The 23,833-nt window shown below is 70.8% G+C and carries 19 protein-coding genes and 1 pseudogene; 10 read left to right on the forward strand and 10 right to left on the reverse strand.

Annotation, left to right across the window (positions count from 1 at the left end; all coding sequences use genetic code 11):
* Positions 1–239: 239 nt before the first annotated feature.
* The 4 genes and pseudogenes from ACFYNS_RS00890 to ACFYNS_RS00905 form a co-directional block, all read left to right on the forward strand.
* Positions 240–839, forward strand: a complete 600-nt coding sequence (locus tag ACFYNS_RS00890; RefSeq protein WP_360299698.1) for a TetR/AcrR family transcriptional regulator — start codon at positions 240–242, stop codon at positions 837–839.
* Between the two features lie 109 nt (positions 840–948).
* Positions 949–3,186 (forward strand): MMPL family transporter, encoded by a 2,238-nt coding sequence (locus ACFYNS_RS00895; RefSeq protein WP_388599881.1) that lies wholly within the window; start codon positions 949–951, stop codon positions 3,184–3,186.
* 566 nt (positions 3,187–3,752) lie between these two features.
* Positions 3,753–4,625, forward strand: coding sequence for a glycoside hydrolase family 16 protein (locus tag ACFYNS_RS00900; RefSeq protein WP_276473877.1), 873 nt, complete (start codon positions 3,753–3,755; stop codon positions 4,623–4,625).
* Positions 4,626–4,716: 91 nt separating this feature from the next.
* Positions 4,717–5,005 (forward strand): annotated as a pseudogene (locus tag ACFYNS_RS00905) (transposase); the annotation flags it as partial.
* 118 nt (positions 5,006–5,123) lie between these two features.
* Here the strand turns inward: ACFYNS_RS00905 and ACFYNS_RS00910 are convergent.
* The 5 genes from ACFYNS_RS00910 to ACFYNS_RS00930 all read right to left on the reverse strand — a co-directional run bounded on the left by ACFYNS_RS00910 (position 5,124) and on the right by ACFYNS_RS00930 (position 10,513).
* Positions 5,124–6,029, reverse strand: a complete 906-nt coding sequence (locus tag ACFYNS_RS00910) for a hypothetical protein (RefSeq protein ID WP_388599882.1) — start codon at positions 6,027–6,029, stop codon at positions 5,124–5,126.
* 103 nt (positions 6,030–6,132) lie between these two features.
* Positions 6,133–7,650, reverse strand: a complete 1,518-nt coding sequence (locus ACFYNS_RS00915; RefSeq protein ID WP_388599885.1) for a hypothetical protein — start codon at positions 7,648–7,650, stop codon at positions 6,133–6,135.
* A gap of 17 nt (positions 7,651–7,667) precedes the next feature.
* Entirely contained in the window at positions 7,668–8,054 is a 387-nt protein-coding gene (locus tag ACFYNS_RS00920) for a hypothetical protein (protein ID WP_360299706.1), read from the reverse strand.
* A 550-nt stretch (positions 8,055–8,604) separates the two neighbouring features.
* Positions 8,605–9,522 carry a cupin domain-containing protein gene (locus tag ACFYNS_RS00925; RefSeq protein ID WP_388600272.1) on the reverse strand — a complete coding sequence of 306 codons (918 nt, stop codon included), beginning with the start codon at positions 9,520–9,522 and terminating at the stop codon, positions 8,605–8,607.
* A gap of 82 nt (positions 9,523–9,604) precedes the next feature.
* Positions 9,605–10,513, reverse strand: coding sequence for a zinc-binding dehydrogenase (locus ACFYNS_RS00930; protein WP_388599887.1), 909 nt, complete (start codon positions 10,511–10,513; stop codon positions 9,605–9,607).
* Positions 10,514–11,102: 589 nt separating this feature from the next.
* On the opposite strand from ACFYNS_RS00930, the gene ACFYNS_RS00935 reads away from it, so the two are divergent.
* The 3 genes from ACFYNS_RS00935 to ACFYNS_RS00945 all read left to right on the forward strand — a co-directional run bounded on the left by ACFYNS_RS00935 (position 11,103) and on the right by ACFYNS_RS00945 (position 14,859).
* Positions 11,103–12,485: a uracil-xanthine permease family protein gene (locus tag ACFYNS_RS00935; protein WP_388600274.1), complete on the forward strand. Its 1,383-nt coding sequence runs from the start codon at positions 11,103–11,105 to the stop codon at positions 12,483–12,485.
* Between the two features lie 111 nt (positions 12,486–12,596).
* Positions 12,597–14,036, forward strand: a complete 1,440-nt coding sequence (locus tag ACFYNS_RS00940) for an amidohydrolase family protein (protein WP_388599889.1) — start codon at positions 12,597–12,599, stop codon at positions 14,034–14,036.
* Between the two features lie 112 nt (positions 14,037–14,148).
* Positions 14,149–14,859 carry a sulfite exporter TauE/SafE family protein gene (locus ACFYNS_RS00945; protein WP_388599891.1) on the forward strand — a complete coding sequence of 237 codons (711 nt, stop codon included), beginning with the start codon at positions 14,149–14,151 and terminating at the stop codon, positions 14,857–14,859.
* 7 nt (positions 14,860–14,866) lie between these two features.
* Here the strand turns inward: ACFYNS_RS00945 and ACFYNS_RS00950 are convergent, their stop codons facing one another.
* The gene (locus ACFYNS_RS00950) at positions 14,867–15,913 is read right to left on the reverse strand and encodes a LacI family DNA-binding transcriptional regulator (protein ID WP_360302793.1); all 1,047 of its coding nucleotides are present in this window, start codon (positions 15,911–15,913) and stop codon (positions 14,867–14,869) included.
* A 922-nt stretch (positions 15,914–16,835) separates the two neighbouring features.
* Here ACFYNS_RS00950 and ACFYNS_RS00955 point away from each other — a divergent pair.
* Complete coding sequence (locus ACFYNS_RS00955) at positions 16,836–17,687, forward strand: AfsR/SARP family transcriptional regulator (protein WP_360302796.1); 852 nt, start codon at positions 16,836–16,838, stop codon at positions 17,685–17,687.
* A gap of 81 nt (positions 17,688–17,768) precedes the next feature.
* Here the strand turns inward: ACFYNS_RS00955 and ACFYNS_RS00960 are convergent, their stop codons facing one another.
* Positions 17,769–18,227, reverse strand: a complete 459-nt coding sequence (locus ACFYNS_RS00960) for a nuclear transport factor 2 family protein (protein ID WP_360302799.1) — start codon at positions 18,225–18,227, stop codon at positions 17,769–17,771.
* 212 nt (positions 18,228–18,439) lie between these two features.
* Here ACFYNS_RS00960 and ACFYNS_RS00965 point away from each other — a divergent pair, with 212 nt between their 5' ends.
* Complete coding sequence (locus tag ACFYNS_RS00965; protein ID WP_388599893.1) at positions 18,440–20,053, forward strand: class I adenylate-forming enzyme family protein; 1,614 nt, start codon at positions 18,440–18,442, stop codon at positions 20,051–20,053.
* Positions 20,050–20,826: an enoyl-CoA hydratase/isomerase family protein gene (locus tag ACFYNS_RS00970; protein ID WP_360302805.1), complete on the forward strand. Its 777-nt coding sequence runs from the start codon at positions 20,050–20,052 to the stop codon at positions 20,824–20,826. Before ACFYNS_RS00965 ends, ACFYNS_RS00970 begins: the two co-directional genes overlap by 4 nt.
* Positions 20,827–20,991: 165 nt before the next feature.
* Here the strand turns inward: ACFYNS_RS00970 and ACFYNS_RS00975 are convergent, their stop codons facing one another.
* The 3 genes from ACFYNS_RS00975 to ACFYNS_RS00985 are packed head-to-tail and all read right to left on the reverse strand — an operon-like array spanning position 20,992 to position 23,769.
* Positions 20,992–22,191: a thiolase family protein gene (locus ACFYNS_RS00975; RefSeq protein WP_388599895.1), complete on the reverse strand. Its 1,200-nt coding sequence runs from the start codon at positions 22,189–22,191 to the stop codon at positions 20,992–20,994.
* Entirely contained in the window at positions 22,188–22,934 is a 747-nt protein-coding gene (locus ACFYNS_RS00980; RefSeq protein WP_360301628.1) for a class I SAM-dependent methyltransferase, read from the reverse strand. The genes ACFYNS_RS00975 and ACFYNS_RS00980 overlap by 4 nt, the downstream gene beginning before the upstream one ends.
* A gap of 34 nt (positions 22,935–22,968) precedes the next feature.
* Positions 22,969–23,769, reverse strand: coding sequence for an SDR family NAD(P)-dependent oxidoreductase (locus ACFYNS_RS00985; protein ID WP_360301631.1), 801 nt, complete (start codon positions 23,767–23,769; stop codon positions 22,969–22,971).
* Positions 23,770–23,833: the final 64 nt, after the last annotated feature.

Here is a 23,833-nt window from a genome sequence, read left to right on the forward strand (position 1 = left end):
GCCCGGCGTCCGGGGGTTGATGGGTTCGACACTAGGGAGCACCGATGAGCGGCTGAATATCCTCAGCTCTTCAGGAGATGTTCTGTCGTCTTGCCTCACAGGAGGACGAACCATTCCCCTGCAGACGCAGGCCGCAATGTGACCCAGACCACGTACGAAACCGTTTCGTTTCGCTAGTCGGGATGGCGTACCGTTCGCTGTACGAAACCGTTTCGTTCGGAACGGGAAGAGAGGAAGGCATGACGGAGAGCACAGCGACGCGCCGCAGCCGGATCACCCCCGAGCGCGAGGCCGAGCTGTACGAGGCCGTGCTCGATCTCCTCCGGGAAGTCGGCTACGACGCCCTCACCATGGACGCCGTGGCGGCCCGCACCCGGTCCAGCAAGGCGACCCTCTACCGGCAGTGGGGCGGCAAGCCGGAACTCGTGGCGAAGGCGGTCCGGCACAGCAAGCCGGGCCGGACCGGGGACCTGGACACCGGGTCCCTGCGGGGCGACTTCCACGCTCTGGTGGCGCGCGAGGACGACTGCGCCATGGAGCAGAACTCCGCACTGATGCGGGGCCTGTTCATGGCGGTGCACCACAACCCGGACCTGCTGCAGGCGTTCAAGGAACTGCTCATCGAGCCGGAGATGGCGGAATTCCACCGGGTACTGCGGCGGGCCGTCGACCGGGGCGAGGTCCGGGCGGACAACCCGGCGCTGGAGTACGTGGTGCACATGCTGATCGGCGCCTTCGCCACCCGCGCGCTGATCGACGACCAGCCGCCCACCCAGGCGTTCCTCGCCTCCTACATCGACGCCGTCGTGCTCCCCGCACTCGGCGTGCCGGCTCGCTGACGAGCCTGCCCACCACCCCACCCGTTCCCTCCACCTGACGTCACCGCTCACGTCGTCGGGCCGATCGTTCCTGCCCTCACACCGCACGACAGACCGGGAGTACGCCGTCGTGGCCACGTTCCTCTACAAACTCGGACGCCTCGCCTTCCGGCGACGGCACCTCGTCGCCCTGTTCTGGGTGGCGCTGCTGGCGGTCGCCGGGATCGGCGCGGCCGGTGCGCCCGCCGCGGGCAGCACCTCGTTCTCAATCCCCGGCACCGAGGCCCAGAAGGCCTTCGACCTGCTGGAGCAGCGCTTCCCCGGGAGCAGCGCCGACGGCGCCACCGCGCGCGTCGTCTTCAAGGCCCCCGCGAACGAGAAGATGACCGATCCCGACAACCGGGCGGCGGTCCAGCAGACGGTCAAGGAGCTCTCCGGCGGTCCGGAGGTCGCCTCCGTCGCCGACCCGTACCAGGCCAAGAGCGTCAGCCGGAACGGCACCACCGCCTACGCTTCGGTGTCGTACACCTCCTCCGGCATGGAGCTGGCCGACTCCACGCGGGAGGACCTGCGGGAGGCCGCTGCCGACGCGCGCGACACCGGACTGACGGTCGAGGTCGGCGGGGACGCGCTCACCACGACGCCGGAGACGGGAGCGACCGAGGTCATCGGCATCGCCGTTGCCGCCGTGGTGCTGATCATCACCTTCGGCTCGCTGCTCGCGGCCGGACTGCCGCTGCTCACCGCGCTGATCGGGGTCGGCACCGGGGTCGCCACGATCACCGCGCTGGCCGGCACACTGGAGCTGGGGTCCACGACCTCCACGCTGGCGATGATGATCGGACTCGCCGTCGGCATCGACTACGCGCTGTTCATCGTCTCCCGCTACCGCGCCGAACTGGCCGAGGGCCGCGATCGCGAGGAGGCCGTCGGTCGGGCTGTGGGCACCGCCGGCTCGGCGGTGGTCTTCGCGGGGCTGACCGTGGTGATCGCCCTGGTGGGCCTGGCGGTCGTCAACATACCGATGCTGACCAAGATGGGTGTCGCGGCGGCGGGCACGGTCGCCGTCGCGGTGCTGATCGCCCTGACGATGGTCCCTGCCCTGCTCGGCTACGTCGGCCGACGGGTGAAGCCCGCGGGCGAGAAGAGCCGACTGCTCGGCGGCGGACGGGCCGCGCGGAAGGCGGCCTCCGGCGCGGAGCGGCCGAACGCGGGGACGCGCTGGGCGCGCTTCGTCGTCCGCCGGCCGGTGACCGTCCTCCTGCTCGGGGTGGTCGGCCTCGGGGCCGCGGCGATCCCGACGTCCGCGCTGGAGCTGGGCCTGCCCGACGACGGTTCACAGCCGACGTCCACGACCCAGCGCCGCGCCTACGACCTGGTGTCGGAGGGCTTCGGCCCGGGCTTCAACGGTCCGCTGACGGTGGTGGTCGACGCCGAGGCCAGCGACGACCCCAAGGGCGCGGTCGCGGCCGTGACCGGGGACGTCAAGGGGCTCGACGACATCGCGGCGGTCACCCCCGCGACGTACAACCGGGCGGGCGACACCGCGATCATCACCGTGGTCCCCAGCTCCGAGCCGTCGTCCGCGGCGACCGAGAACCTGGTCCACGGCATCCGCGGCACGGGAGAGGACGTGAAGTCCAGCACCGGCGCCGAGGTACTGGTGACCGGGTCGACCGCGATGAACATCGACGTCAGCCAGAAGCTCGACGACGCGCTGGTCCCGTATCTGACCCTGGTGGTGGGCCTGGCGTTCCTGCTGCTGATCGTGGTCTTCCGCTCGATCCTGGTCCCGCTCAAGGCGGCTCTCGGCTTCCTGCTGAGCGTGCTGGCGGCGCTGGGCGCGGTCGTCGCGGTCTTCCAGTGGGGCTGGCTGTCCGGTCTGATGGGCGTCGAGCAGACCGGCCCGGTCATGTCGATGATGCCGATCTTCATGGTCGGTGTCGTCTTCGGCCTGGCGATGGACTACGAAGTGTTCCTCGTGACGCGGATGCGGGAGGCCCATGTCCACGGCGAGGAGCCGAGCCAGGCGGTGGTGACCGGCTTCCGGCACGGCGCGCGGGTCGTCACGGCCGCGGCGGTGATCATGATGGCCGTCTTCGCCGGGTTCATCGGCTCCAGCGAGTCGATGGTGAAGATGATCGGCTTCGGCCTGGCCACCGCGGTCTTCTTCGACGCGTTCGTCGTCCGGATGGCGATCGTCCCGGCGGTCCTGGCCCTGCTGGGCAAGCGGGCCTGGTGGCTGCCCGGATGGCTGGACCGGGCGCTGCCCGATGTCGACATCGAGGGCGAGGGGCTCCGTGCCGCTGCCGACGGCAGCGGTGAGGGCCCGGACGCCGACGACGACCGGGAGCTGGTCCGCACCTGAGATCCGCCGCGGCACCGGCCGGGAGGGCTCCGCGCAGGCGGGGCCCTCCCGGCTTCGGGTGCGGGAGCATCCCGGGAGGACGGTCCGCGTCCCGAGGTGAATCCGTCCGCGAGTGCGGCATGTTCACGACCGCGGCACTTCGCACGCGCCCCGCTCACGGGGCACGGCCACGGTTCGGCGTCCGTCCGGCGCGCCGCACACATGTCGAACAGATGACACCTACGCACCGTGCCGTGCCCCGCGGTGCGGCACCCATGCGGTGCTCGAACGCCCGGCGCGGAATCCGCAGTTCGCGAGGGGGGCTCGACAGGTCCACACATGCCGCGGGCCCGCCGGGAGGGGCGGCGGAGCGGGTCGTCCGCTGGGGCACGGGAAGCGCGCGGCGTCATTCCTTGAACACAATCCGGTCTGGACCAAAGCCTTGACGGGCAGATCCGACGCACTTACAACAAGTCATCAAGAAAGCCCGCGGCCTGCCGCACGCGAACGACTCCGCGGAGGCGCTCCGCGAGCGCTTGTCATGCGCAGGCCCAACGTCCACTTCCCCCACGAAAGGACGGGCTGACGTGAGACTCTCCCGCCGAAGCCGCATCGCCGCGTGCGGCGCCTCCCTGCTGTGCTGCCTCAGCGCCGCGCTGCTGCCCGGCACGGCATCCGCCGACGCCGTGGACACCCCGCGCCCCTCCGGCGGCACCCGCGCGGTCGCCTTCTCCGACGAGTTCGACGGTCCCGCCGGCGCCCCGGTCGACAGCGGCAAGTGGCAGACCGAGACCGGTGACAACGTCGACAACCACGAGCGCCAGTACTACACGGCGGGCACCGACAACGCCGCACTCGACGGCAACGGACATCTGGTCATCACCGCCCGCAAGGAGAACCCCGGCAACTACCAGTGCTGGTACGGCAGGTGCGAGTACACCTCGGCACGGCTGAACACCGCGGGCCGGTTCACCCAGACCCACGGCCACGTCGAAGCACGCATCAAGGTGCCCCGCGGCCAGGGCATGTGGCCGGCCTTCTGGATGCTCGGTGACGACATCGGCAGTGCCGGCTGGCCCGACTGCGGCGAGATCGACGTGATGGAGAACGTGGGCTTCGAGCCGGGCACCGTGCACGGCACCTTGCACGGCCCCGGCTACTCCGGATCGGGCGGCATCGGCGCCGGGTACACCCTGCCCGGTGGCGAGGCGTTCGCCGACGGCTTCCACACCTTCGCCATCGACTGGTCGCCCGGCTCCGTGAGCTGGTCGGTGGACGGGAACGTCTACCAGACGCGCACGCCCGCCGATGTGGGCGGCAACCCCTGGGTGTTCGACAAGCCGTTCTTCCTGATCCTCAACCTCGCCGTGGGCGGCTACTGGCCGGGCGACCCGGACGGCTCCACGAACTTCCCGCAGCAGATGACCGTCGACTACGTGCGGGTGACCACGGGCGAGTAGAGCGTGCCCCTTGGACCGGTTGGTCAGTTGATCCGATGCATCCGTCCGATGAGCGATCACTGACGCCGTGTGGGACCGGATCGAGCCGCCGATGTCGGCCGATCCGGTCCGCGGTCGGCGACGGGCTGATCACCGCCGAACCCTGGAGGCCATCGCGTGGAAGTACCGCACCTGCTGCCCTGGCGAGACCCGCCCGACGAGCTCGGCTCGTTCCGACCGCTCACAAAAGCCTGATCAGGTGGGCCGTGGACGGCACCTGGGAACGCATCCTCCCCGCAGTCCTGGCAGCAACTGACGCCGATGCCGACATCGGCCGGACCGCCTCGGTGTACTCCCCTGTCTGCCGGGCTCACCAACATGCTGCCGGTGCCAGGAAAAGGGAGCGCTGGGCCGGGCGCGAACAGACAAGCTCGCCATCACCCCCCGGGCCGCACTCCACCTCGCCACCATCCTCACGTGGAGCCGGGGCTGGGGACGCTCGGTTTCCTGGCAGAACTGTCAGTCGACGGAGTAACCGTTGACCTGGACGAGCCGGAACCCTCGGTGCGCGAGTTCGTTGAAGGTGTGCTGGTACTCGTCGGACGTCAGACCATGACGCGCCTCAAACGGCGGATCGCTACGCTGCTCAAACACCGCAGCAAAACGAGGCCCACCACCCGTGGCATAACCACAGACATTCACAGGCCGATACCCCTGCCCGACAAGCGCATCGAAAGTCCGCTGGTACTCGTCGGACGTCAGACCATGACGCGCCTCAAACGGCGGATCACTACGCTGCTCAAACACCGCAGCAAAACGAGGCCCACCACCCGTGGCATAACCACAGACATTCACAGGCCGATACCCCTGCCCGACAAGGCGGTCGAAGGTCTGCTGGTACTCGTCGGACGTCTGACCGTGCACGGCATACCATGAGACTTCGGTGCCAGTCTGCTCCCACAGCGCGGCAAACCGCTGGGTGTCGGTCATCAGATGACTGCCTTGGGCGCAAGTGATCTCGCCTGTGTCGCTGTTCGCCTCGCAAAAGCCGTTCAGTAGCTTGAACGTCACATGCGAGTTTCCACCGTCACCGCCGACATGCACGACAGAAAACCCCTGCCCGGACGGATCTGTGGCAGCTGGGGTCACGCTCTCGCGGTAGGAATTCGCTCCGATGAAGGGGTTGTCCCAGTGCAGGCTCACCTCGCCCATACGTAGGCCGTCTACGTCCTCAAGCTGATAGGTGACGCTGCCCTCTGTGCCGGTGGCGAAGCCATTGGATTCGGACTCCCATTCGCCCCGGTCGCCGATGAGCAACGGAGGCTTCGTGGTCCATTCGCCATGGTCGAGCCCCTGACTGGTGCGCCTGAGGTTGAACCGACCGGCTCGATTCTCCAGCGTGACGTGAGTTGATCTGGTGGCCATTGCTACTCCTCTCGATCATATGCGGATACGGAATGAGTCCAGTCCAGGTCTGGCGACGAGTGGTACGGGTGCGGAGGGCTGATGAGTACCCGTTGGTGCGCTGTCACCTTGGGTTCCGGAACCCGTCGTCCGGAGGTTGCGGGGGCGACGGCGGAGGCGGAGGCGGAGGAGGAGGAGGAGGAGGAGGAGGCGGCGGCGGCGGAGGAGGAGATGGAGGAGGCGCGGCGGCTCCCAGACACTGTGGACTGAAGTTGTCCACAATGTAATTCCAGGCCGCCTTCTCCTCGTCGAACGTGAACTCGGGTTCGCCCTTCAGGTAGAGCCCCCAGGGCAGCCGAAGGGTGATCCAAGTCTTCTCCGTCTGGTACATGATCCGATCGAGCCCATCGGCGTGACACAGGCCGAAGTAGTGGCCGAGTTCGTGGATCAGCACATACTTCCAGATGCGGTCGGGGAGATTGTCCGTGAAGGTGACCCCGGACGTCCTCTGCCCTGTCAGGCCACAGTCACTGGACGCAAGAAGGGTCGCCAGCCCATGCCGGGAGAGGTTGGTGTACCTGAAAAGGCCGACGGCCACGGGGCGGCAGTGCTGAGCTACCGCTGCGGAGTTATCCGTGCGGCTGTTGGCCCGTCCGATGACGCGGGTGAGGAATGGGACCTGCGATTCCTGTTCATCGGTAGGAACGATGTCCGATCCCTGGACAACCGGCACCGTGGTCCGGTCGAAGGTGAAGATCAGTCCCAGTTCCCGGCCCTTCTCCTCGGCGGTGGTGAGCTTGGTGTCGAGAACACTGTCACGCATGGCCACGACCGTGAAGGCCGGCCCTCGGGCTCCGCGCGAGGAGAGATATTCCTTCAGCTCGTCCTCTGTTATCGGATTGTCGAACTCTCCCCCTCCTCCGCCGCCGACGACCTCCTCCTTCTTCAAGGTCTTGTATCGCTTGCGGTCCCAGTAGCCGGGGAACGAGAAACCGCAGAGTTCGTGCAGATCGATGGCGCCTGCCTCGTGCAGGGCCACCAGATTGGGCACGTTCGGATCCCCCGGGGAGGGCGTCTGCGAGTCGATTACGGTGCGGAATGCGGTGGCGTGCACGCGCAGTCCGAATGTTCCGTGGTCGAGGCGGATGGCCTTCTTGATCTGCTCGAGGGTTTCGCCGGAGTATTTCCGTTCCAGCCGCTTCCGTACGTGGTCACGTATACGCCGGTCGTTGATCTCATCGATGATGAAGGAGACGAGTTCACCGAGAAGCGCGATGCGCACGAACTGGATGAGGGTCAGTACAGCCGCCGTGAAAACGCGGATCAGGCCGTCCAGGATGCGGCGCCAGTTGAGGGTGAAAATCCCGGCGAGGACGTCCCAGAAGCCGGCTAGGACGTCCCGGAAGAAGTCGAAGGTAACCGCGATCACATGACAGACGAGCCGAGTCACCCATTTACCGACGGTCACCAGAACCCACCGCACGACCTTCACCAGGATGGTCACGATCCAACAGAACCAGCCCCGCGGGTCATACCAGGCATATTTCTTGCACTTCTTCCCTGTGCGCTCTTCCCATTCCTCGACGGGACGCGAGACCTTCTCCTCTATCCATTCACGGATCTCTTTGCAGACGACAGCCATGAGTGGTTCTCCCCTGCTCAGGCGTCAGGCCTGGCTTCACTCAGACGCAGGAGCAGGCCCCGGAGCCGTCGCCGGCTCCATGCGAGGCCCAGCAGCTTTCCACAGACCCCCGCGGCGACGCCGAGGAGCACGGTCACCCCGAACAGTGGCCACGAGAAAACTCCGGAGGCGATGGTCAACCGGTAGACGAGAAACGCCGAAACCGCCACGGTGAACGCCGCGGTCCCCGCGACGCAGCCGCAGTCGTTGAACAGGCGGCGAACCGATTCCGCCGAACGCCCACGATCGCCGGTACCGAGCCAAGGCAGCCGGACGACTACCTCGTCAACTGTCGGACGTCCGAGCCAGGAAGCCAGTGCCGCGGCCCGCCGCAGGTCTTCGGCGCCTTCAAGTACCAGGTGCACGGGTCCACCTCTCAGGCAGCGTCACGCGTCGTGTCACGTTCCGCTTGCCGACGTGCCGCATGAACCTATGGCGCCTTATTCATCAGGCTAACTCCGCTTCGCAGAGACGGCATCTCCAAGTCCGCGATGCACGACCGACACGCAGGAGACCGCCGGCTTCGTCGACCTCTACGCCTCTTCCCGGCACCACAGCGTCTGTGACGGCACCAAATGGGTCGAAGGCTTCATCACTCTCCCCGACCAGCTGTCCTCCGCCCACCCCAACGCCCGCGGCCACCGCAACGCCGCCGACCACCTCGAAGAGGCCATCCTCAACACCCTCGGCGAACCGACGCCCCACCCACTCGCCGGGCCCGAACCCGTAGCGAACCGGCCTCCGGCACCAGCCGGAGGCTCCTACGTTCCAGCCGTCCCTGCTGGGAGACAGGTCCTGGCCCGCATGCCCCCACCCGGTGCCCGCGTCTGCGCACAGACGCGGGCAGTTCGGGCCGGGCCGGGTGGAGCGGCGGTCGATCGAGGCCGGTTCGTTCGCGTCGTCGCGGACTCCGTATCACTTGCGAAGCCGGGAACGGTATGCGCCCGGGGCCGTGCCTCGGGCACGTCTGAAGGCACGGCTGAAAGCGTGCGGAGAGCCGTATCCGACCGCGGCGGAGATCGACTCGACCGGCTCGTCGGTGTCGCGGAGCCGGACGGACGCCAGGTCGATGCGCCACTGCGTCACGTACGCGCCCGGCGTCTGTCCGAGAGCGGACCGGAAACGCCTGGACAGCGTCGCCCGGGAGACGCTCGTCGCGGCGGCCAGGGTCTCCGTGGTCCAGGGGTGTTCCGGCTGGGCGTGGACACGTGCCAGAGCGTCACGCACGACCGGATCACGCATCGCTCCCAGCCATGAGCCGGACCACTCCTGCGGGTGGCGGGCCGCCCAGGCGCGTACGAACTGGACGAGCAGAAGGTCGACGATGCTGTTGATGGCGGCGGTGGTGCCGATCTGCGGCTGCGCGAGCTCGGCAGCGAGAAGTTCGACGGTCCTTCTGAACTGCGCGTTCTCCCGAGCTGTGATGTGCATCGGCCGAGTGAGCGAGGCGAGCACCGATGTGCGCACCTCCGGATCCTGCTCATAGTGCAGGACGATCGCTTCCGTCTGCACCGGCGCCGAGCCCAGCCGCAGGGCTCGGCCCTCGCCGAAGGCCCGGGCCGCCGCTTCACGGTCGCAGGAACCCATTGCCGCTCCGGCGCCGCCGGCTGTCCCGTGGGCGGTGCCCGGCGGCACCAGGACGGCGTCTCCGGCCTGCACCTGAAGAGGTTTCGCGCCCGGGACGTGGAGCCACACGGTGCCGCGGGACACCACGTGAAGTGCCGCTCCCGGAGCGGAGTCCAGCCACAGACCCCAGGTTCCTCCGGCCTTCAGCATGACCCCGAGCGCCCCACGCGCACCCGAAACACGCAAGACCTCCGCCAGCACATCCATGGGTTCATTCTCGTCCACCGCCGCGCACCGCCCACCGCCGGTCCACGGCGGACGGCCGACGTAGGTGTCCTGCTCCGCTGCTTCAGGCCACGTCAAGAACGGCCTTTCCGTGCACCTTCCGCGCGAACAGCGCCCGGACGGCGTCGTCCACGCCCTGCCAGTCGCCTCGCAGCCCGACCGGTGCCGAGAGCCTCCCGGCTGCCATGAGGCCCAGCAGGTCCGTCATCTCCCCGCCGGTCGGCGTCATGTCGCCGTAGGTGGCGATGCTGCGGGGTTCGCCGAAGCCGAACAGGGCCCCTGACGGGAAGGTGGATTCCTGTCCCGAGGAGTAGCCGACCAGGTGGAGGGTGCCGCCCTCGGCGAGGGAACTCCACGCCTGGGCCACCAGCGGCCCGCCGACCGTGTCCAGGACGAGGTCGAACCGGTCCCCGGTCCCGGCCAGGTCGGTCAGGACTCTGTCGGCGCCGAGTTCACGGAGTCCGGCAACCCGCTCCGGCGAACCGACGAGGGCCGTCACCCGGGCGCCCGCCAGCGCCGCCAACTGCACGGCGAAGTGCCCCACTCCCCCGCTGGCGCCGGTGATCAGCACGTTGCGCGCCAGCAGGGACCGCTTGCGCAGCACCCGGAGTGCGGTGACTCCGGCGATCCCCAGCGCGGCGGCGTCGGCCAGGTCCACGCCCTCGGGGACGGTGCCGAGCGAGGCAGGGCTGACCGCCACCCGCTCCGCCCACGCGTGGGGAGCCATTCCCACTGCGACGCGCGTGCCTTCGAGCGGCCCCGAGCCGTCGGCCGCGGCGCGCACCACTACGCCGGCCGCGTCATGACCGTGCACAGCGCCGGCCGGCCATTGGTGCACGTAGTTCAGCTCTCCGAAGTTGAGGCAGATGTGCCGTATCTCCACCAACGCCTCACCGGTGGACGGTACGGGCTCATCGACATCGGCGAACCGGACGGGTCCGGCCTCACTGTGATCGACCACAAGGGCGCGCATAGGGGTGTTTCCTTCTCTCGTGGAGGTGCCTGAACACTCGACACGGCAACAGATCGAGTGCGCGGATGCCGCACTGCTGCCTTCTCGGAACCCTTACGCAGGGCCGGGACAGCGGCCAGCCCCGTGAGGATCAACCAGTTGACGATCTGTGTCAGGGCGACTCGCGGCGCGTCGAGCTCTCCGCCCCTCCGGTGGATGACGCGGTGACGGGTACAGAAACGCCCGGCACTGCAGTGGTCTTGAGGCGTCAGCCCTCCCCTCGGGCGGCGGGATCGCGCTGGGCGAGGTGCCGGTCGACGACGTCGGCCCGGAAGCGGGACACAGGGACACAGGGAGCCGCACCGAAGTCCGAGGCGATGTGTTGACCCACCGTGACGCGCCGCCCATACTGGCGGCCAAATCGATTTGGCCCCTGTGCTCCGGCCACCGTCCGGGCCCGGATGCACAGGCGGAACCGAGCGAGCCGAATCCGGAACGGAGCCCAACCGTGTCGCTACGCAACGCTCTTCACCCTGGCCCGGACCCCGCCGCGGCAGACGCCGTCGGCCCACCGAAACACCCCGTCGACGACCCCCGCCCGGTGCACCGGATGCTGCTGTTCGGCGTCCAGCACGTGCTGGTCATGGCCGCCACGCCCATCTCCAGCGTCTTCCTGGTCAGCTCCACCCTCCATCTGACCCCGGCCCTCACGGCCAACCTTCTGTCCGCCGCCTTCGTGCTCTCCGGCCTCGGTTCGCTCCTCCAGTCACTGGGCCCCTGGGGCATCGGGGCACGGCTGCCGTTCGTGATGCTGCCCGGCGGCGCCCCGCTGATCCTCTTCCTCTCCATCGCCGACCAGCACGGCCTGCGTACGGCCAGCGGCGCGGTCATCATCACCGCCGTCTTCTACTTCGTGGTCCTGCCGGTCTTCTCCCGGCTGCTGCGCTTCTTCCCCACGCTGGTCATCGGGACGATGATCGTCATCGTCGGCGTGAACCTCGTGAAGGTCGGCGCGCTGCTGGTCACCGGGCGCCCCGGAAGCAGCGACTTCGGCGAACCGCGCGCCCTGCTGCTCGGCCTGGCCACGGTCGGCTGCACCGTCGCGGCCTACGGGCTGCTGCGCGGCACGCTGCGTCAGCTCTCCGTCATGCTCGGGCTACTGGCCGGAACCGGGCTGGCGGCGCTGCTGGGCCGGGTGGATCCGGCCGCGACCGGCGGCGGCGCGCTGCTGCACGCACCGGAACTGATGCCGTTCGGCGCACCGCAGTTCAGCCTGCTCGCCTCGTTGCCACTGCTGGTCTACAGCCTCGCCTCGATGGCAGAGGCCACCGGCCAGACCGTGATCAACAGCGAGGCCGTCGGCAAGGCCCCGGACGCCCGTCGCGACGCGCCGCGGACCATCCGCGGGGACGCCGTCATCTCACTGGCCGGCGGCTTTTTCGGGCTGCCGCTGATGGTCACCAGCGGAGAGAACATCGGCATCGTGCGGATCACCGGGGTCCGCAGCCGCTTCGTCACCGTCGCCGCGGGCCTCGTCCTGATCACGATCGGCTTCCTCGCACCCGTGGCCTGGATCGTCAACGCCATCCCCGCGCCTGTCGTGGGGGGCACCGCTCTGGTCGTCTTCGGGGTGATCACCGTGCTGGGGGTGCACATGCTCGGGCGCAGCGGCCTGGACGACCACACCAACACGTTCATCGTCGCCGTCGCCCTGGCGCTCGGGCTGCTGCCCATCCTGGTACCCGGTGTGTACGACCACCTGCCCCCGAACCTGCGGATCCTGCTGGAGAGCGGGGTCGCGGTCGGCGCCTTCAGCGCGGCCCTGCTGCACGCGCTCTTCCACCGCGTGCCCTGGCGCCCCCGTCCCGCCGCGGAGCCGGCGGAGGCCACGGACACGGCGGGGACCCCGGAGACGGCGGAGACGCCGGAGGCCGCGGAGCCGGCGGACACCGACGCCACCGCCGCGGCCGAGGGCGGGTCCCCCACCCGTTGACCGCACGTTCCTCTCCGCGCCCCGACGCCTCCGGTCCAGCACCACGAACACCACGAACGCCACGAACGCCACGAACACCCTGAACACGAACATCTCTACGGCAAGGACACCATGCATCCCCTGCACCTGCCCGCGCCCGGCTCCCTCGCGCGGAGCGACGACGAGCCCCTGCTGCTGGCCCCCGAAACCGTGCTGCTGCCCGGCGGACCTGCCGCCGAGCACGCGGTCCTCGTGCACGGTGGTGAGTTCACCGCCGTGGGCCCGGTCGCCCGCCTGATCCGGGACTACCCGCACCTGACGCCGGTCCGGCTGCCCGGCACCGCCCTGCTGCCCGGCTTCGTCGACGCCCACCACCACCTCACCCAGAGCTTCGGCGCCGCACTGGCTTTCGGTGAACCCTCGGAGATCTTCCGCCGGGTGTGGGTGCCGCTGGAGGGCGCCCTGGACGAGGAGTCGGCGTACGTGGCGGCGAAACTCGCCGCCCTGGAGGCGCTGCGCGGCGGGTTCACCACCGTCGCCGAAGCCGGGACCCGTGCCCCGGTGGACGTGGACGTCGTGGCGAGCGCCGCCCGCGACGCGGGACTGCGCTGTATGCTCGGGCAGATCTGCAACGACGCCGACCAGGGCGCGGGCAACGGCGCCACCGGCGCGGCCCGGGAGGTGCGGGTCCGGGCGGAGAAGCACCTCGCGCGCTACGCGGACGACCCTCTGGTGCATCCTTCACTCGCCGTCTCCATACCGGAGGCGGCGAGCGAGCCGACCCTGCGCGCCATGGCGCACCTGGCCGCCGAGGCCGGAGCGGTCCTGCAGATCCACGTCAACGAGCATCTCGCCGCAGTCGAGCGCTCGCTGCTGCGGCACGGTTCGCGGCCTCTGGAGCATCTGCACGAACTGGGCGTGCTCGGCCCGCACCTGCTCGCCGCGCACGCCACCCTGCTCACCCCGCACGAACTCGCCCTCCTGCGCGACACCGGAACCGCCGTCAGCTACAACCCGGTGGCCAGCGCCTGGAAGGGCAACGCCGTGGCACCGGCACTCACCATGGCCGAGGAGGGGATCCGGTTCGGGCTGGGGACCGACGGCACGCGCGGGGACGCCTTCCGGCTGCTCGACGCCGCCGAGACCGCCCAGCGCCTCACCCACGGTCTGACCGCCGGGGACTCCTCCTGCGGCGGCGGCCGGACCTGGCTCGAGCACGGCACGCGGCTCGGCGCCGACGCCGTCGGGCTGGGCGGCGGACCGGGGCCGGGAGCCGGCGGCGTGCGGACGGGCCTGGTGGCCGCGGGCGCCGCCGCCGACTTCCTCCTCGTCGACCTCACCGGGCCGGAGATGTGCCCCTCGCACGACCTTCCGTGGGAACTGGTGCGGCGCGGCAACCGCGACCAGATCACCGCGGTGTACACCGCGGGGCGGCTGCGCCTGTGGTACGGCCGCCCCGTGGACTGGGACGGGCCGGCACTGGTCGCGCGGGCCCGGGAGTCGGCCCGCGCGGTGGTGGACCGGGCGCCGGTGGTCCGGGTCCACCGGCCCTCGACGGAGGCCGCCCGATGAGCGCGAATGCCCCGGTCGGCGGCAGCCGACGACACGACGCGGTCGGCGGCAGCCGACGACGGACCGGTCCGGTCGGCGCGGCCCGCGGCCACCGGACCGCGGGGGTGGGCCGATGAGCGGCGAACTCCTCGCGCTGCTGGCGGCGACGGTGGCCGCCGCGGCCTTCGTGCAGGGCGCCAGCGGCCTCGGCTTCGCGCTCATCGTGGCCCCGGTGGCCGGTCTGGTGGACCCGGGACTGCTGCCGGTCTTCCTGCTGGCGTCGATGATTCCGCTCAACCTGTACGTGGCCTGGCGCGAGCGGTCCAGTCTGGATCTGCGCGGGGCCGGGTGGATCACCGGTGCCCGGTTGGCGGCCACCCCGGCGGGACTGCTGCTGCTCACCGCGATCCCGGAACGCGACCTCGGCCTGTTCGTCGGAGCCGCGACCGTGCTCGCCGCCCTGGTCAGCCTGGCGGCACCGGAGTTCGCCCCCGGCCGCGCCGCCTATCTGGGCGCCGGACTGGTCACCGGTATCACCGAGACGGCCACGGGGGTGGGCGGCCCGCCGCTCGCGCTGGTGTACCAGCATCGGCCGCCCGCCGAACTGCGCTCCACGGTCGCCGTCTGCTTCCTGGTCGGCGAGATCGCCTCGCTGGCGCTGCTGTTCGCGACCGGGCGCGGCGGGGCGGACCATCTCGGCACCGTGCTGTGGGTGCTGCCCGCGCTGGCGGCCGGGGCCGCCCTGAGCCGGTTCGTGCACCACCGGCTCGACGCGCGCCGCCTGCGGCTGGCCGTGCTGGCCTTCGCATTGGTGTCCGGGCTGGTACTGATGTTGGGGATCTGAGCGGGCCCTATGCGCCGACGCCGGACCCGCGGCTGGAGGAGGCACGCGCCACCAGCGTCGGGTCCGGCGCTCGGACGGGAGCGCGAGACGCCTCCTCGCGCAGCCGCCGCAGCAGCAGTTCGACCGCGGCCGCGGCGGCCTGTTCGAGGTGGAGGTCGACAGCCGTCAGCGCGGGTGTGCAGGTCCTGGCCCGCAGACCGTCGTAGCGGGTGACGACCATGACGTCGTCCGGGACGCTGCGGCCGCTCTCGCGCAGCGCCCGTACCGCGCCCACCGCGAAGGCGTCGACCAGTACGCACAGCGCGTCGGTACGCGGATGGTCGCGCAGCAGCGCGGCGACCGCCTCGTGGCCCGCCTGTTCGCCGCCGGACTCCTCGGCGACGGCCGTCACCGGTCGCCATCCGTACCGCTCGGCGGCCCGCGCGTAGGCCGCCCGCGCGTCCACCGCGGAGGACCGGGATCCGGCAGCCGTGACCAGGGCGGGGTGCCGGGCTCCTTGCTGGGAGAGGTGGTCCAGCAGCAGTGCGGCGACCGCCTCGGCGTTGAGGTCGACCCAGGGCTCGCCGTCGGCGCCAGGCGGGCGGCCCAGCGCCACGTACGGCAGCCCGCGCCGGGTCAGTTCGGCGACGACCGGATCCGCCTCCCCGGGTTCCACGACGATCGCTCCGTCCACGTCCACCGTCGCCAGCCCGGCGCCCGACTCGCCCGGCGGCAGCAGCACCAGCGCGAAGCCGTGCGCGAGTGCGTGCTCGGCGGCGGCCGCCGCCACCTCCATGTAGAACCCGAGGCGGGAGGGTCCCCCGGCCACCGCGAGCGGCATCGAGGACAGCAGCGCGATGGCCTTGGCCTCTCCGCGGCGCAGCCGCTGGGCACGCAGATTCGGGCGGTAGCCCAGCTCCTCGGCCACGCGTTTGACCCGCTCGCGGGTGCGGGGGTCGACTTTGCCCAGCCCGTTGAGCGCGTGCGAGACAGTGGTGCGGGAGACGGAGGCGGCCCGCGCGACATCGGCGATCGTCGGCTGACGCGGTGCGGAACCCGGGCTGGGGCTGGCCATCGGTGCGAGAACTCCTCACGGTCTGCGTGGACTCAGTCTCCCTGATCGGCTGCCGCGGTGGTACGCCCTCCCCGACCGGAACCGCACGGTGTGCCGTGGGCGGCGGGGAACGGTGTGCTGTCCGGGAGGCGGTGGGGAGCGACGGGGCGTCAGGGGCTCGTGGGTGCGGTGTGCAAGGGCGGGTGCGCGAGGACGGGTGGGCAACTCACCCCGACGGAGTCTCATTCCAGATGTAATGAAACACACAGGCCGCGACGTCAGTAATCAGACAAGCTGCCTGTTTCTTCCGACGGCCCCGACCTCACCCGCGGACCTCCCCGGGCAGCGCACCGGCCGGGCCCGGCCACTCCTCGGCGCACCGGCCCTGACCTCCGGCGACGCCGTCCCCCCGGGGGGCGGGTCGGGCCGGCCGGCCACCCGACCCGGCGGGTCGCTCCCGAGGAGGCGGAGCGCAGGAACCCGGCCAATCCGGCGCACCGGGTTCCTCCGCCCGGGGCCGCGACCCGGAGCGCGGCCGTTGCCGCCGCGGGGCAGGAACGGAACCGGACCCTACCCTTACGAGAAGCGAAGAACGGCCCGGACGGCTCAGATCAGGCCCGCCCCGCCCGGATGCGGGAGACGGCTTCCTCATGACCGTGCATGTGACAGCGAAATAGGAAACCCGAATATGGCCGGATTCGCCTCCTGAGTCCTTGACCATGAAATTGTCACCCGGATACGTTTCCGTCACATGCATAGACTCCATACGACCCCTGCCGCGGCAACGGCGCCTCGGCGGCGGGGAATACAGGTGTCATTCCGCGCGTAATACGAAGCGCCCGACAGGGCCGCTCACGCGGGGCGAGCGCCCCAGGAATCGCACCCGAAATCGCTTCGGTGCCCACTGTGTCGTTTTTCAAACCGCGAACGGGGTGATGGAACTGTGGACGTTGAAGTTCTCGGGCATGTCGCGCTGAGGACCTGGGGCAGCACCAGGACGCCGAGCGCACCCAAAGCCAGGCAGGTGCTCGCCCTCTTACTGGTCAACGCGAATCGGCTGGTCAGCACCGATGCGCTGATCGAGGAGCTGTGGGCCGAGCGGCCTCCCCGGAGCGCGCTGAGCGCACTGCAGACGTACATATTTCAGCTTCGCCAAATGCTGGGCGACCTCCTCAAGAATGCATCCCCGAAGGATGTGCTGGTCACCACACCAAATGGTTACGAATTCCGTATCGCACCGGAGAAGGTGGATCTCCAGCGCTACGAAAAGCATCGCCTCGCCGGGCAGCACGCCTTCCAGTCTGGCGATCATCCGGCGGCCGTGGAACAGTTCCGCGCGGCACTGAATATCTTTGCCGCGCCGCCGCTGGCCAACGTACGGCGGGGATTGCATCTGGAGGCGGAGATCGTGCGGCTGGAGGAGAGCCGCAGCGGCGTCCAGCAAACCCGGATCGAGGCGGAACTCGAACTCGGCCGGCATCACGAGGTGCTCAGTGAATTGAGCGGCCTCGCGTCCCAGTACCCGCAACACGAAGGATTCCACCGGCAACTGATGCTGGCTCTCTACCGCTGCGGCCGGCGTCCTCAGGCGCTCAAGATCTTCAACCAGCTCCGGCAGTCCCTGGTGACCGAGCTCGGCCTGGAACCGTCCCGGGAGCTGCAGATGCTGCAGCAGGCGATCCTCTCCGCGGATCCGCGGCTGGACAGCGCGCGCTCGACCCCGTTCCCGGGACGGACCACCGATCCCCCGCCGCTGCGGCTGAAGTGGCCGGCCGCCAGCCCCTGGAAGGCGTGACCGGCCGTGGCGGCGGCACCCGCGCTGCCGCCGCCCGCGGACCGGGCACTTCTCCCGGCTCGCTGGCTCCGGCCGGTGGGCTCAGGTCCGAGGCAGGTCGTCCCGGTAGACCTGCCGGTGGCTGATGAACAGGCGTCCGGACTGCCGCACCAGCTCGTCCTGGCAGGTGCAGACGAACTCCAGCTCCGGGGGGCTTCCGACGACGGTCTTGCTGATCAAGGCGTACATCCGGGCCATGAGCACGCCCGAGGAGTCCTCGTCGACCTCCAGTGTGGTGACGCAGTGCCGACGCAGGACGCCCTTCTCCTCCAGTTGCCGCGCGGCCGCCGCCGCGTTCCGGGCGATCTCCTCCCGGCCGCGCTGCGGTTCGGCCCGCGCGTTGGTGGCGAAGACCGCGTCCGGGGTGAAGTCACCGGTCCACTCCGCCACCCGGCCCTCGTCCATGGCGCGCATGTGCCGACCGTAGAACTGCTGCACCTGGACGAACAGCGCACCGGCCACCGGGCTCTCCTCCACCTCGTGCGGGACCTGGGTCGTCAACGCTTCCTCCTCCGCCTCGGCTCGCTCTGCTCCTGCTTGCAGCGACGGTTCCAGGGCGCTCTCCACGCCCGGTAAAGCGCGGGGCTCGCCCCGGGCAACGGCCGAGACCGCGCGGTGACGCCGCGTTGCTCCACGCACGAGCCGCCGCTGGTGCCCTGTCCCACGACGAGCGGTGGCGCAGGCCACCACCTGACGCGACGGAGGCCAGCAGCATGGAACCGGCCCCTCAGGCCCAGACCGCACCGTTTCCCGCCGCCCGGGGCCCCCAGACGGGGCCGCGGTGGCAGAACCTCGCCGAACTCGTCCGGGACGCAGCCCGACTGCACGGGGAGAGGGAGTTCCTGCGCTGCGGCGGGGACACACTCACCTTCCGCGAGGCCGACGAGCGCACCGACCGGTTGGCCGGGGCACTGCTCGCCCACGGAGTGGAGCCCGGGGACCGGATCGCGCTCATGATGGAGAACTCCGCCGACTGGCCGCTGTGCTGGTTCGCAGCCGTCAAGGCCGGTGCCGTCACGGTGCCGGTGAACAGCCACTGCGGCGCGTCCGACCTGGCCCATCTGCTCAGCGACTCCGGGGCCGCGCTGCTGCTGTCCTCGGAGAGCTGCGCGGACCTGGCCCGCCGGGTCGGCGGCACACTCCGGCAGCGCTGCACCGTCCGTACGGTGCGGGAGCTGACCGCCGCGGCGGTCGGCGACCCCGACGCCCCGGTGCCGGGCGCGGAGCGGTCGCGTCCTGACGACACGGTCAACTTCCAGTACACCTCCGGCACCACCGGCTTCCCCAAAGCGTGTGTGCTCAGCCACGACTACTGGCTGCGCACGGCCTGGGGGATCGCCACCGCTTCCGGGCTCGGCGTGGACGACGTGGTCCTCACCGCACAGGCGTTCTCCTACGTGGACCCCCAGTGGAAGGCCGTGATGTGCCTGATGCACGGCATCCCGCTGGTGGTGCTCGAACGGTTCTCCGCTTCGGGCTTCTGGCCCGCGGTCCGGAAGCACCAGGCGACCGTCACCTACGTACTGGGCAGCATGCCGATGCTGCTGTACAAGCAGCCGCCCACCTCCGGCGACCGGGACCACGCCATGCGCCTGGTGCTGTGCTCCGGCATTCCGCGCGATCTGCATGGCCCCTTCGAGGAACGCTGGGGCGCTGCCTGGCGCGAGGTGTACGGCTCCACGGAGAGCGGGTTGGATCTGATCGTGCCGCCGCACGACACGGCCTGTGTGGGCACCGGCAGGCTGGGCGGTCCCCCGCCCGGCAAGGAGGTCGTCGTCGCCGATGAACAGGGGCACCCGGTGCAACCGGGCCGGGTCGGCGAGATCCTGGTCCGCGGCAGGCCCATGATGCGCGAGTACTGGGACAGTCCGCAGAGCACCGGGCGCGCCCTCCGCGGCGGTTGGTACCGCACCGGCGACCTGGGCTGTGCCGACCGGGACGGGGGCATCCGCCATGCCGGGCGGCTGAAGGACGTGATCCGGCGCGGGGGTGAGAACATCGCGGCGGCGGAGGTGGAGAGCGTCCTCGAAGCGCATCCGGCCGTCCTGGGAGCCGCCGTCGTCGGCATCCCCGACGAGCTGTTCGGCGAACTGCCCAAAGCGTTCCTGCTGCTGCGCGACGGCTACCGTCCCACCGGCGCCACGGTCCGCAGCGTTCTGGCGCACACCCGGCGCCAGCTCGCGAAGTTCAAAGTGCCGGCCTATCTGGAGTGCGTCGAGAGCTTCCCGATGACGCCCTCGGCCCGGGTCCGCAAGCGCCGGCTGCTGCGCCCCGGCGCGGATCAGCGCAGCGGTGCGTTCGACACGGCGAAGGACTCCTGGGTATGAGCGGCGCGGTGCGGTTGCGCAGCCCGGAGGAGCTGGCGGTCGCCGTCCGGGACGACGTCGCCGTGGTCACTCTGAGCCGTCCGGAGAAGCTCAACGCCCTCACCCGGGACATGCGCCGCGATCTGGCCGGACTGCTGCGGTACTACGGCGACGGCCGGCTGGTGCGCGGAGTGGTGGTCACCGGCCGGGGGCGGGCCTTCTCGGCCGGGATGGATCTGCGCGAGGCAGCCGCCGGGCAGCTCGACCTGCAGGCCGAGATGGATCTGTTCAACGACGTCTCGCGGGCCGCGCTCGGCGCCGAGGTCCCGGTGGTGGCCGCCGTCAACGGCCTCGCCGTCGGCGGCGCGGGTGAGCTGGCGCTCAGCTTCGACGCCCGCGTCGCCGCGCCCTCGGCGGGCTTCGCGTGGCCGGAGAACGGCGTCGGACTCACCGTCTCCAACGCCGCCAGCCTCTTCCTGCCCCGGCTCGCCGGCGCGTCCCGCACCCTGGACCTGCTGCTGAGCGGTGCCCGGGTCGACGCTCGGCAGGGACGCGACCTGGGTCTCTTCGACGACGTCGTGGAGTCGGACGCGCTGGTGCCCACCGCTGTCGGGCTGATCCACCGGTGGACCCCGCCGGGCTCGTCCACCGCCGCCCATCTGCGGCTGCTGCGGCCCTCCCCGCACCAGGTGGCGGAGGCGATGGCACGCGAGAGCGCAGCCGTCCGGCAGGTGCAGGCGAGCGGGATCGCCCGTGCGGGCCTGGCCAGGGCGCTGGCTGGTCCGGCGGGATGAGCCGCGGCCCGGCCGGACGGGGCGGTGCGAGGGGCCGCGCCTCAGGGGTGCCGGGGGGGGGAGGCCCCGCAGCCACGGCGGGGCCCCCGCAGCCACGGCGAGGCGCCCGGGCACGGCGAGGGGCCGCGGGCACGTGCCCGCGGCCCTCCGATCCGTGCGCAGGCGTCAGTCGGACACTTCGACGACGAGCGCCGCCGCGGTGTCGCCCGCCGCGCAGCCGGTGAACAGTCCCAGGCCGCCGCCGCGCGCCCGCAGGACGTGCGCGAGTTCGGTGACCGTCCGCAGGCCGGTCGGGCCCTGCGGGTGTCCGAAGACGAGGCTGCTGCCGGTCGTGTTCATGGCCTGCGGCGGCACCCCGGTCTCCCGGGCGAAGTAGAGGTCGTTCACCGCGAAGGGGTTGTGCGTGTGGACGGCGTCCATCGATTCGATCTTCAATCCGGCGGCGTCCAGCGCCGCGCGGGCGGCCGGTACGAGTGCCTTGGGCATCCGGGCCGGCTCCACCCGGGCGTAGCCGGACGCCACCAGCCGCACGACCGGGCCCCCACCGGCGAGTTCGCGGGCCCGCGGCACCGTGGTCACCAGCGCGCCGGCGGTGCCGTCCGCGGGGTGGGTCTGCGCGGCGGCGGTGTGCGTGCCGCCCGCGCGGACGGTCGGGAGTTCACCGGCGGTCCCGGAGGAGACGGTCCGTATCCCCTCGTCCGCCGTCAGCCGTACCGGCCCGTGCTCGGCGTCCTCGGCCTCGACGGCGACCATCCAGGCACGCTGGAAGGCGCGGTCGTCGGCGAGCGCGGCGGTGTACTGCTCCGAGCGCAGCACGGCGAGGGCGTCCAGTTCCCCGCGGGTGAATCCGCACTCGGCCGCGACGGCCTCGGCGGTGGCCAGCATGCTGCGACCGGTGACCGGATCGCGGGAGAAGCTGTCACGCACCCAGTTCTCCCGCCCCGGGCCGCGCTCGGACCCGGCCGCGGGCCAGGCCAGCTCCGGCCCGTTGCTCGTCCGGTCCGCGGTGACCACCAGTTGCGGACCGGCCCCGGTCGACACCGAGGCGGCGGCCTGGTGCAGGGCCGCGACGGAGGTGGCACACGCCTGGCTGAGCATCGGGCCGAAGACACCCGGCATGTCCAACCGGGCCGCCAGCGTCGTGGCCCCGTAGAAGATCGCGGGCTGCGGCACCGTCCAGCCGAGCACCAGGCCCTCGACGGCGGCGCGGTCCACACCGCGTTCCGACAGCGCCCGGCCGGTGACGGCCGCCGCCGCGTCCAGGCTGGAGATCCGGGAGAGCGCGCCGCCCCAGCGGGCGAAGGGGGAGGACCACAGCGCCCGCAGCGGGACGGCCGCATCCCGGTAGACGGCTGCCGAGGTCATGCGCCCGGCCTCTCGCGCGGGAGGCCGCCCGGCGCTTCCGCACCGGTCCGTGCGCTGTCCACCGACGCACGGGCCGCGAACAGCGCCACGCTGCCGCGCACTTCGATCCAGTGGCTGGTGAAGTTCTCCTCCAGCGCCCGGTGCAGCCAGCGCACGCTGTCGTGCTGATTGTGGAAGGAGCCCTGGCGCTGGTAGAGGAGGTTGAAGCGGCGCGAGAGCGCGGTGTGCTTGACCCCTCCGGACAGCACGGTGCTGCCGAACAGCACACCGCCGGGCGCGAGTTCCCGGCTGAGGTGCTCGAGGACGAGTTGCTTGCCGCCGGGCGGCTGGGGCAGGCAGTGCAGCACGTAGTTGCAGGCGATGGACGTGAATCCGCCGGCCCCGAGTCCGGACAGCGGCTCCAGCAGGTCGGCCTGCACGCACCGCGGGGTGTAGCGGCGCAGGCGGTGCGCGGCGAACCGCAGCGGGTCGGGGTTGAGGTCGAGCAGGGTCAGCTCGGGGTCGCCGCCCGGGGGGAAGCGGCAGTGGTCCAGGTAGTAGCCCGAGCCCGGGCCGACCTCCAGATGGCGGGAGGTGATCCACTCGTTGTAGTGGTCGAGCAGCCGGTCCTTGGGGCAGCGCCAGAGCACCCGGTTCGAGGCGTGCACCACGACGGCGTCGTACAGCCGCAGCCGCCGGTGCTCGTAGTAGGGCTGGCCCTCGAACCCGAACGCGGAGGACTCGGGGGATGCATCGATGGTCATACGGGGGTTCCCTCTCCGGAGGCGGATCGAGGTGTCAGTAGCTTCCCAGTCCGCCGCAGACGTTGAGCGCCTGCGCGGTCACCGACGCGGCGGCCGGGCCGGCCAGGTAGCGCACCATGCCGGCCACCTCCTCGGGTGTGCAGTAGCGGCCGATGGGGATCTTGGACTGGAACTCGGTGAGCACCTGCTCCTCGCTGATCTGGTTGAGTTCGGCGTAGCTGGCGCGTACGTCCTGGGCCATGGGCGTCTCCACATAGCCGGGGCACACCGCGTTCACGGTCGGGCCGCCGGCCAGGGCCAGTTCCTTGGCCAGCGCCTTGGTGAAGCCGATGACACCGGCCTTGGCGGCCGAGTACGGGGCTCCGTAGGGCACCCCCTGCTTGCCGCCTGTGGAGGCGATGTTGATGATCCGCCCGGTCGGCTGCTTGATCGCTTCGCTGGCCCGGACGACCTCGCGCGTCACCCAGAACACGCTGTTGAGATTGGTGTCCATGACATCCAGCCACAGCTCGTCGGGAATCGCGGCCGTCGCACCGCCGCCGCTGCGACCGGCGTTGTTGACCAGGATCCTCGGCTCGCCGTGCTCCTTGGCGCACTGCTCCACCATGTCGTGGACCGCGCTGCGGTCCCGTACGTCGCAGGAGTAGCCGGCCACGTCGAACCAGTCGTCCTCCATCTTCAGCGACCTGACGGCCGTGTCCAGCTTGCCGGTGTCGCGGCCGGTGATGACGACCTTGAGCCCGTCCTGCAGCAGGGCCTGCGCGATGGCCAGACCTATGCCGCTGGTGCCCCCCGTGACCAGGGCGACGCTCGGGGACTCGGTGTGTGCGGGCATGGCGAAGCCTTCTCCCTTCGTCGGGGCGGCCGGAGTGTGCCGACCCGACAGCGAGACTCCAGGC

The organism is Streptomyces sp. NPDC006925 (assembly GCF_042869575.1).
Classification (GTDB): Bacteria; Actinomycetota; Actinomycetes; order Streptomycetales; family Streptomycetaceae; genus Streptomyces.

What these genes read in the sequence shown, in the direction of transcription:
- ACFYNS_RS00890 (WP_360299698.1), top strand. Translation starts at nt 240, where the DNA reads ATGACGGAGAGCACAGCGACGCGCCGCAGCCGGATCACCCCCGAGCGC.
- ACFYNS_RS00910 (WP_388599882.1), bottom strand. Translation starts at nt 6,029, where the DNA reads ATGGCCACCAGATCAACTCACGTCACGCTGGAGAATCGAGCCGGTCGG.
- ACFYNS_RS00915 (WP_388599885.1), bottom strand. Translation starts at nt 7,650, where the DNA reads ATGGCTGTCGTCTGCAAAGAGATCCGTGAATGGATAGAGGAGAAGGTC.
- ACFYNS_RS00925 (WP_388600272.1), bottom strand. Translation starts at nt 9,522, where the DNA reads ATGGATGTGCTGGCGGAGGTCTTGCGTGTTTCGGGTGCGCGTGGGGCG.
- ACFYNS_RS00930 (WP_388599887.1), bottom strand. Translation starts at nt 10,513, where the DNA reads ATGCGCGCCCTTGTGGTCGATCACAGTGAGGCCGGACCCGTCCGGTTC.
- ACFYNS_RS00935 (WP_388600274.1), top strand. Translation starts at nt 11,103, where the DNA reads ATGCTGCTGTTCGGCGTCCAGCACGTGCTGGTCATGGCCGCCACGCCC.
- ACFYNS_RS00940 (WP_388599889.1), top strand. Translation starts at nt 12,597, where the DNA reads ATGCATCCCCTGCACCTGCCCGCGCCCGGCTCCCTCGCGCGGAGCGAC.
- ACFYNS_RS00945 (WP_388599891.1), top strand. Translation starts at nt 14,149, where the DNA reads ATGAGCGGCGAACTCCTCGCGCTGCTGGCGGCGACGGTGGCCGCCGCG.
- ACFYNS_RS00950 (WP_360302793.1), bottom strand. Translation starts at nt 15,913, where the DNA reads ATGGCCAGCCCCAGCCCGGGTTCCGCACCGCGTCAGCCGACGATCGCC.
- ACFYNS_RS00965 (WP_388599893.1), top strand. Translation starts at nt 18,440, where the DNA reads ATGGAACCGGCCCCTCAGGCCCAGACCGCACCGTTTCCCGCCGCCCGG.
- ACFYNS_RS00970 (WP_360302805.1), top strand. Translation starts at nt 20,050, where the DNA reads ATGAGCGGCGCGGTGCGGTTGCGCAGCCCGGAGGAGCTGGCGGTCGCC.
- ACFYNS_RS00975 (WP_388599895.1), bottom strand. Translation starts at nt 22,191, where the DNA reads ATGACCTCGGCAGCCGTCTACCGGGATGCGGCCGTCCCGCTGCGGGCG.
- ACFYNS_RS00980 (WP_360301628.1), bottom strand. Translation starts at nt 22,934, where the DNA reads ATGACCATCGATGCATCCCCCGAGTCCTCCGCGTTCGGGTTCGAGGGC.
- ACFYNS_RS00985 (WP_360301631.1), bottom strand. Translation starts at nt 23,769, where the DNA reads ATGCCCGCACACACCGAGTCCCCGAGCGTCGCCCTGGTCACGGGGGGC.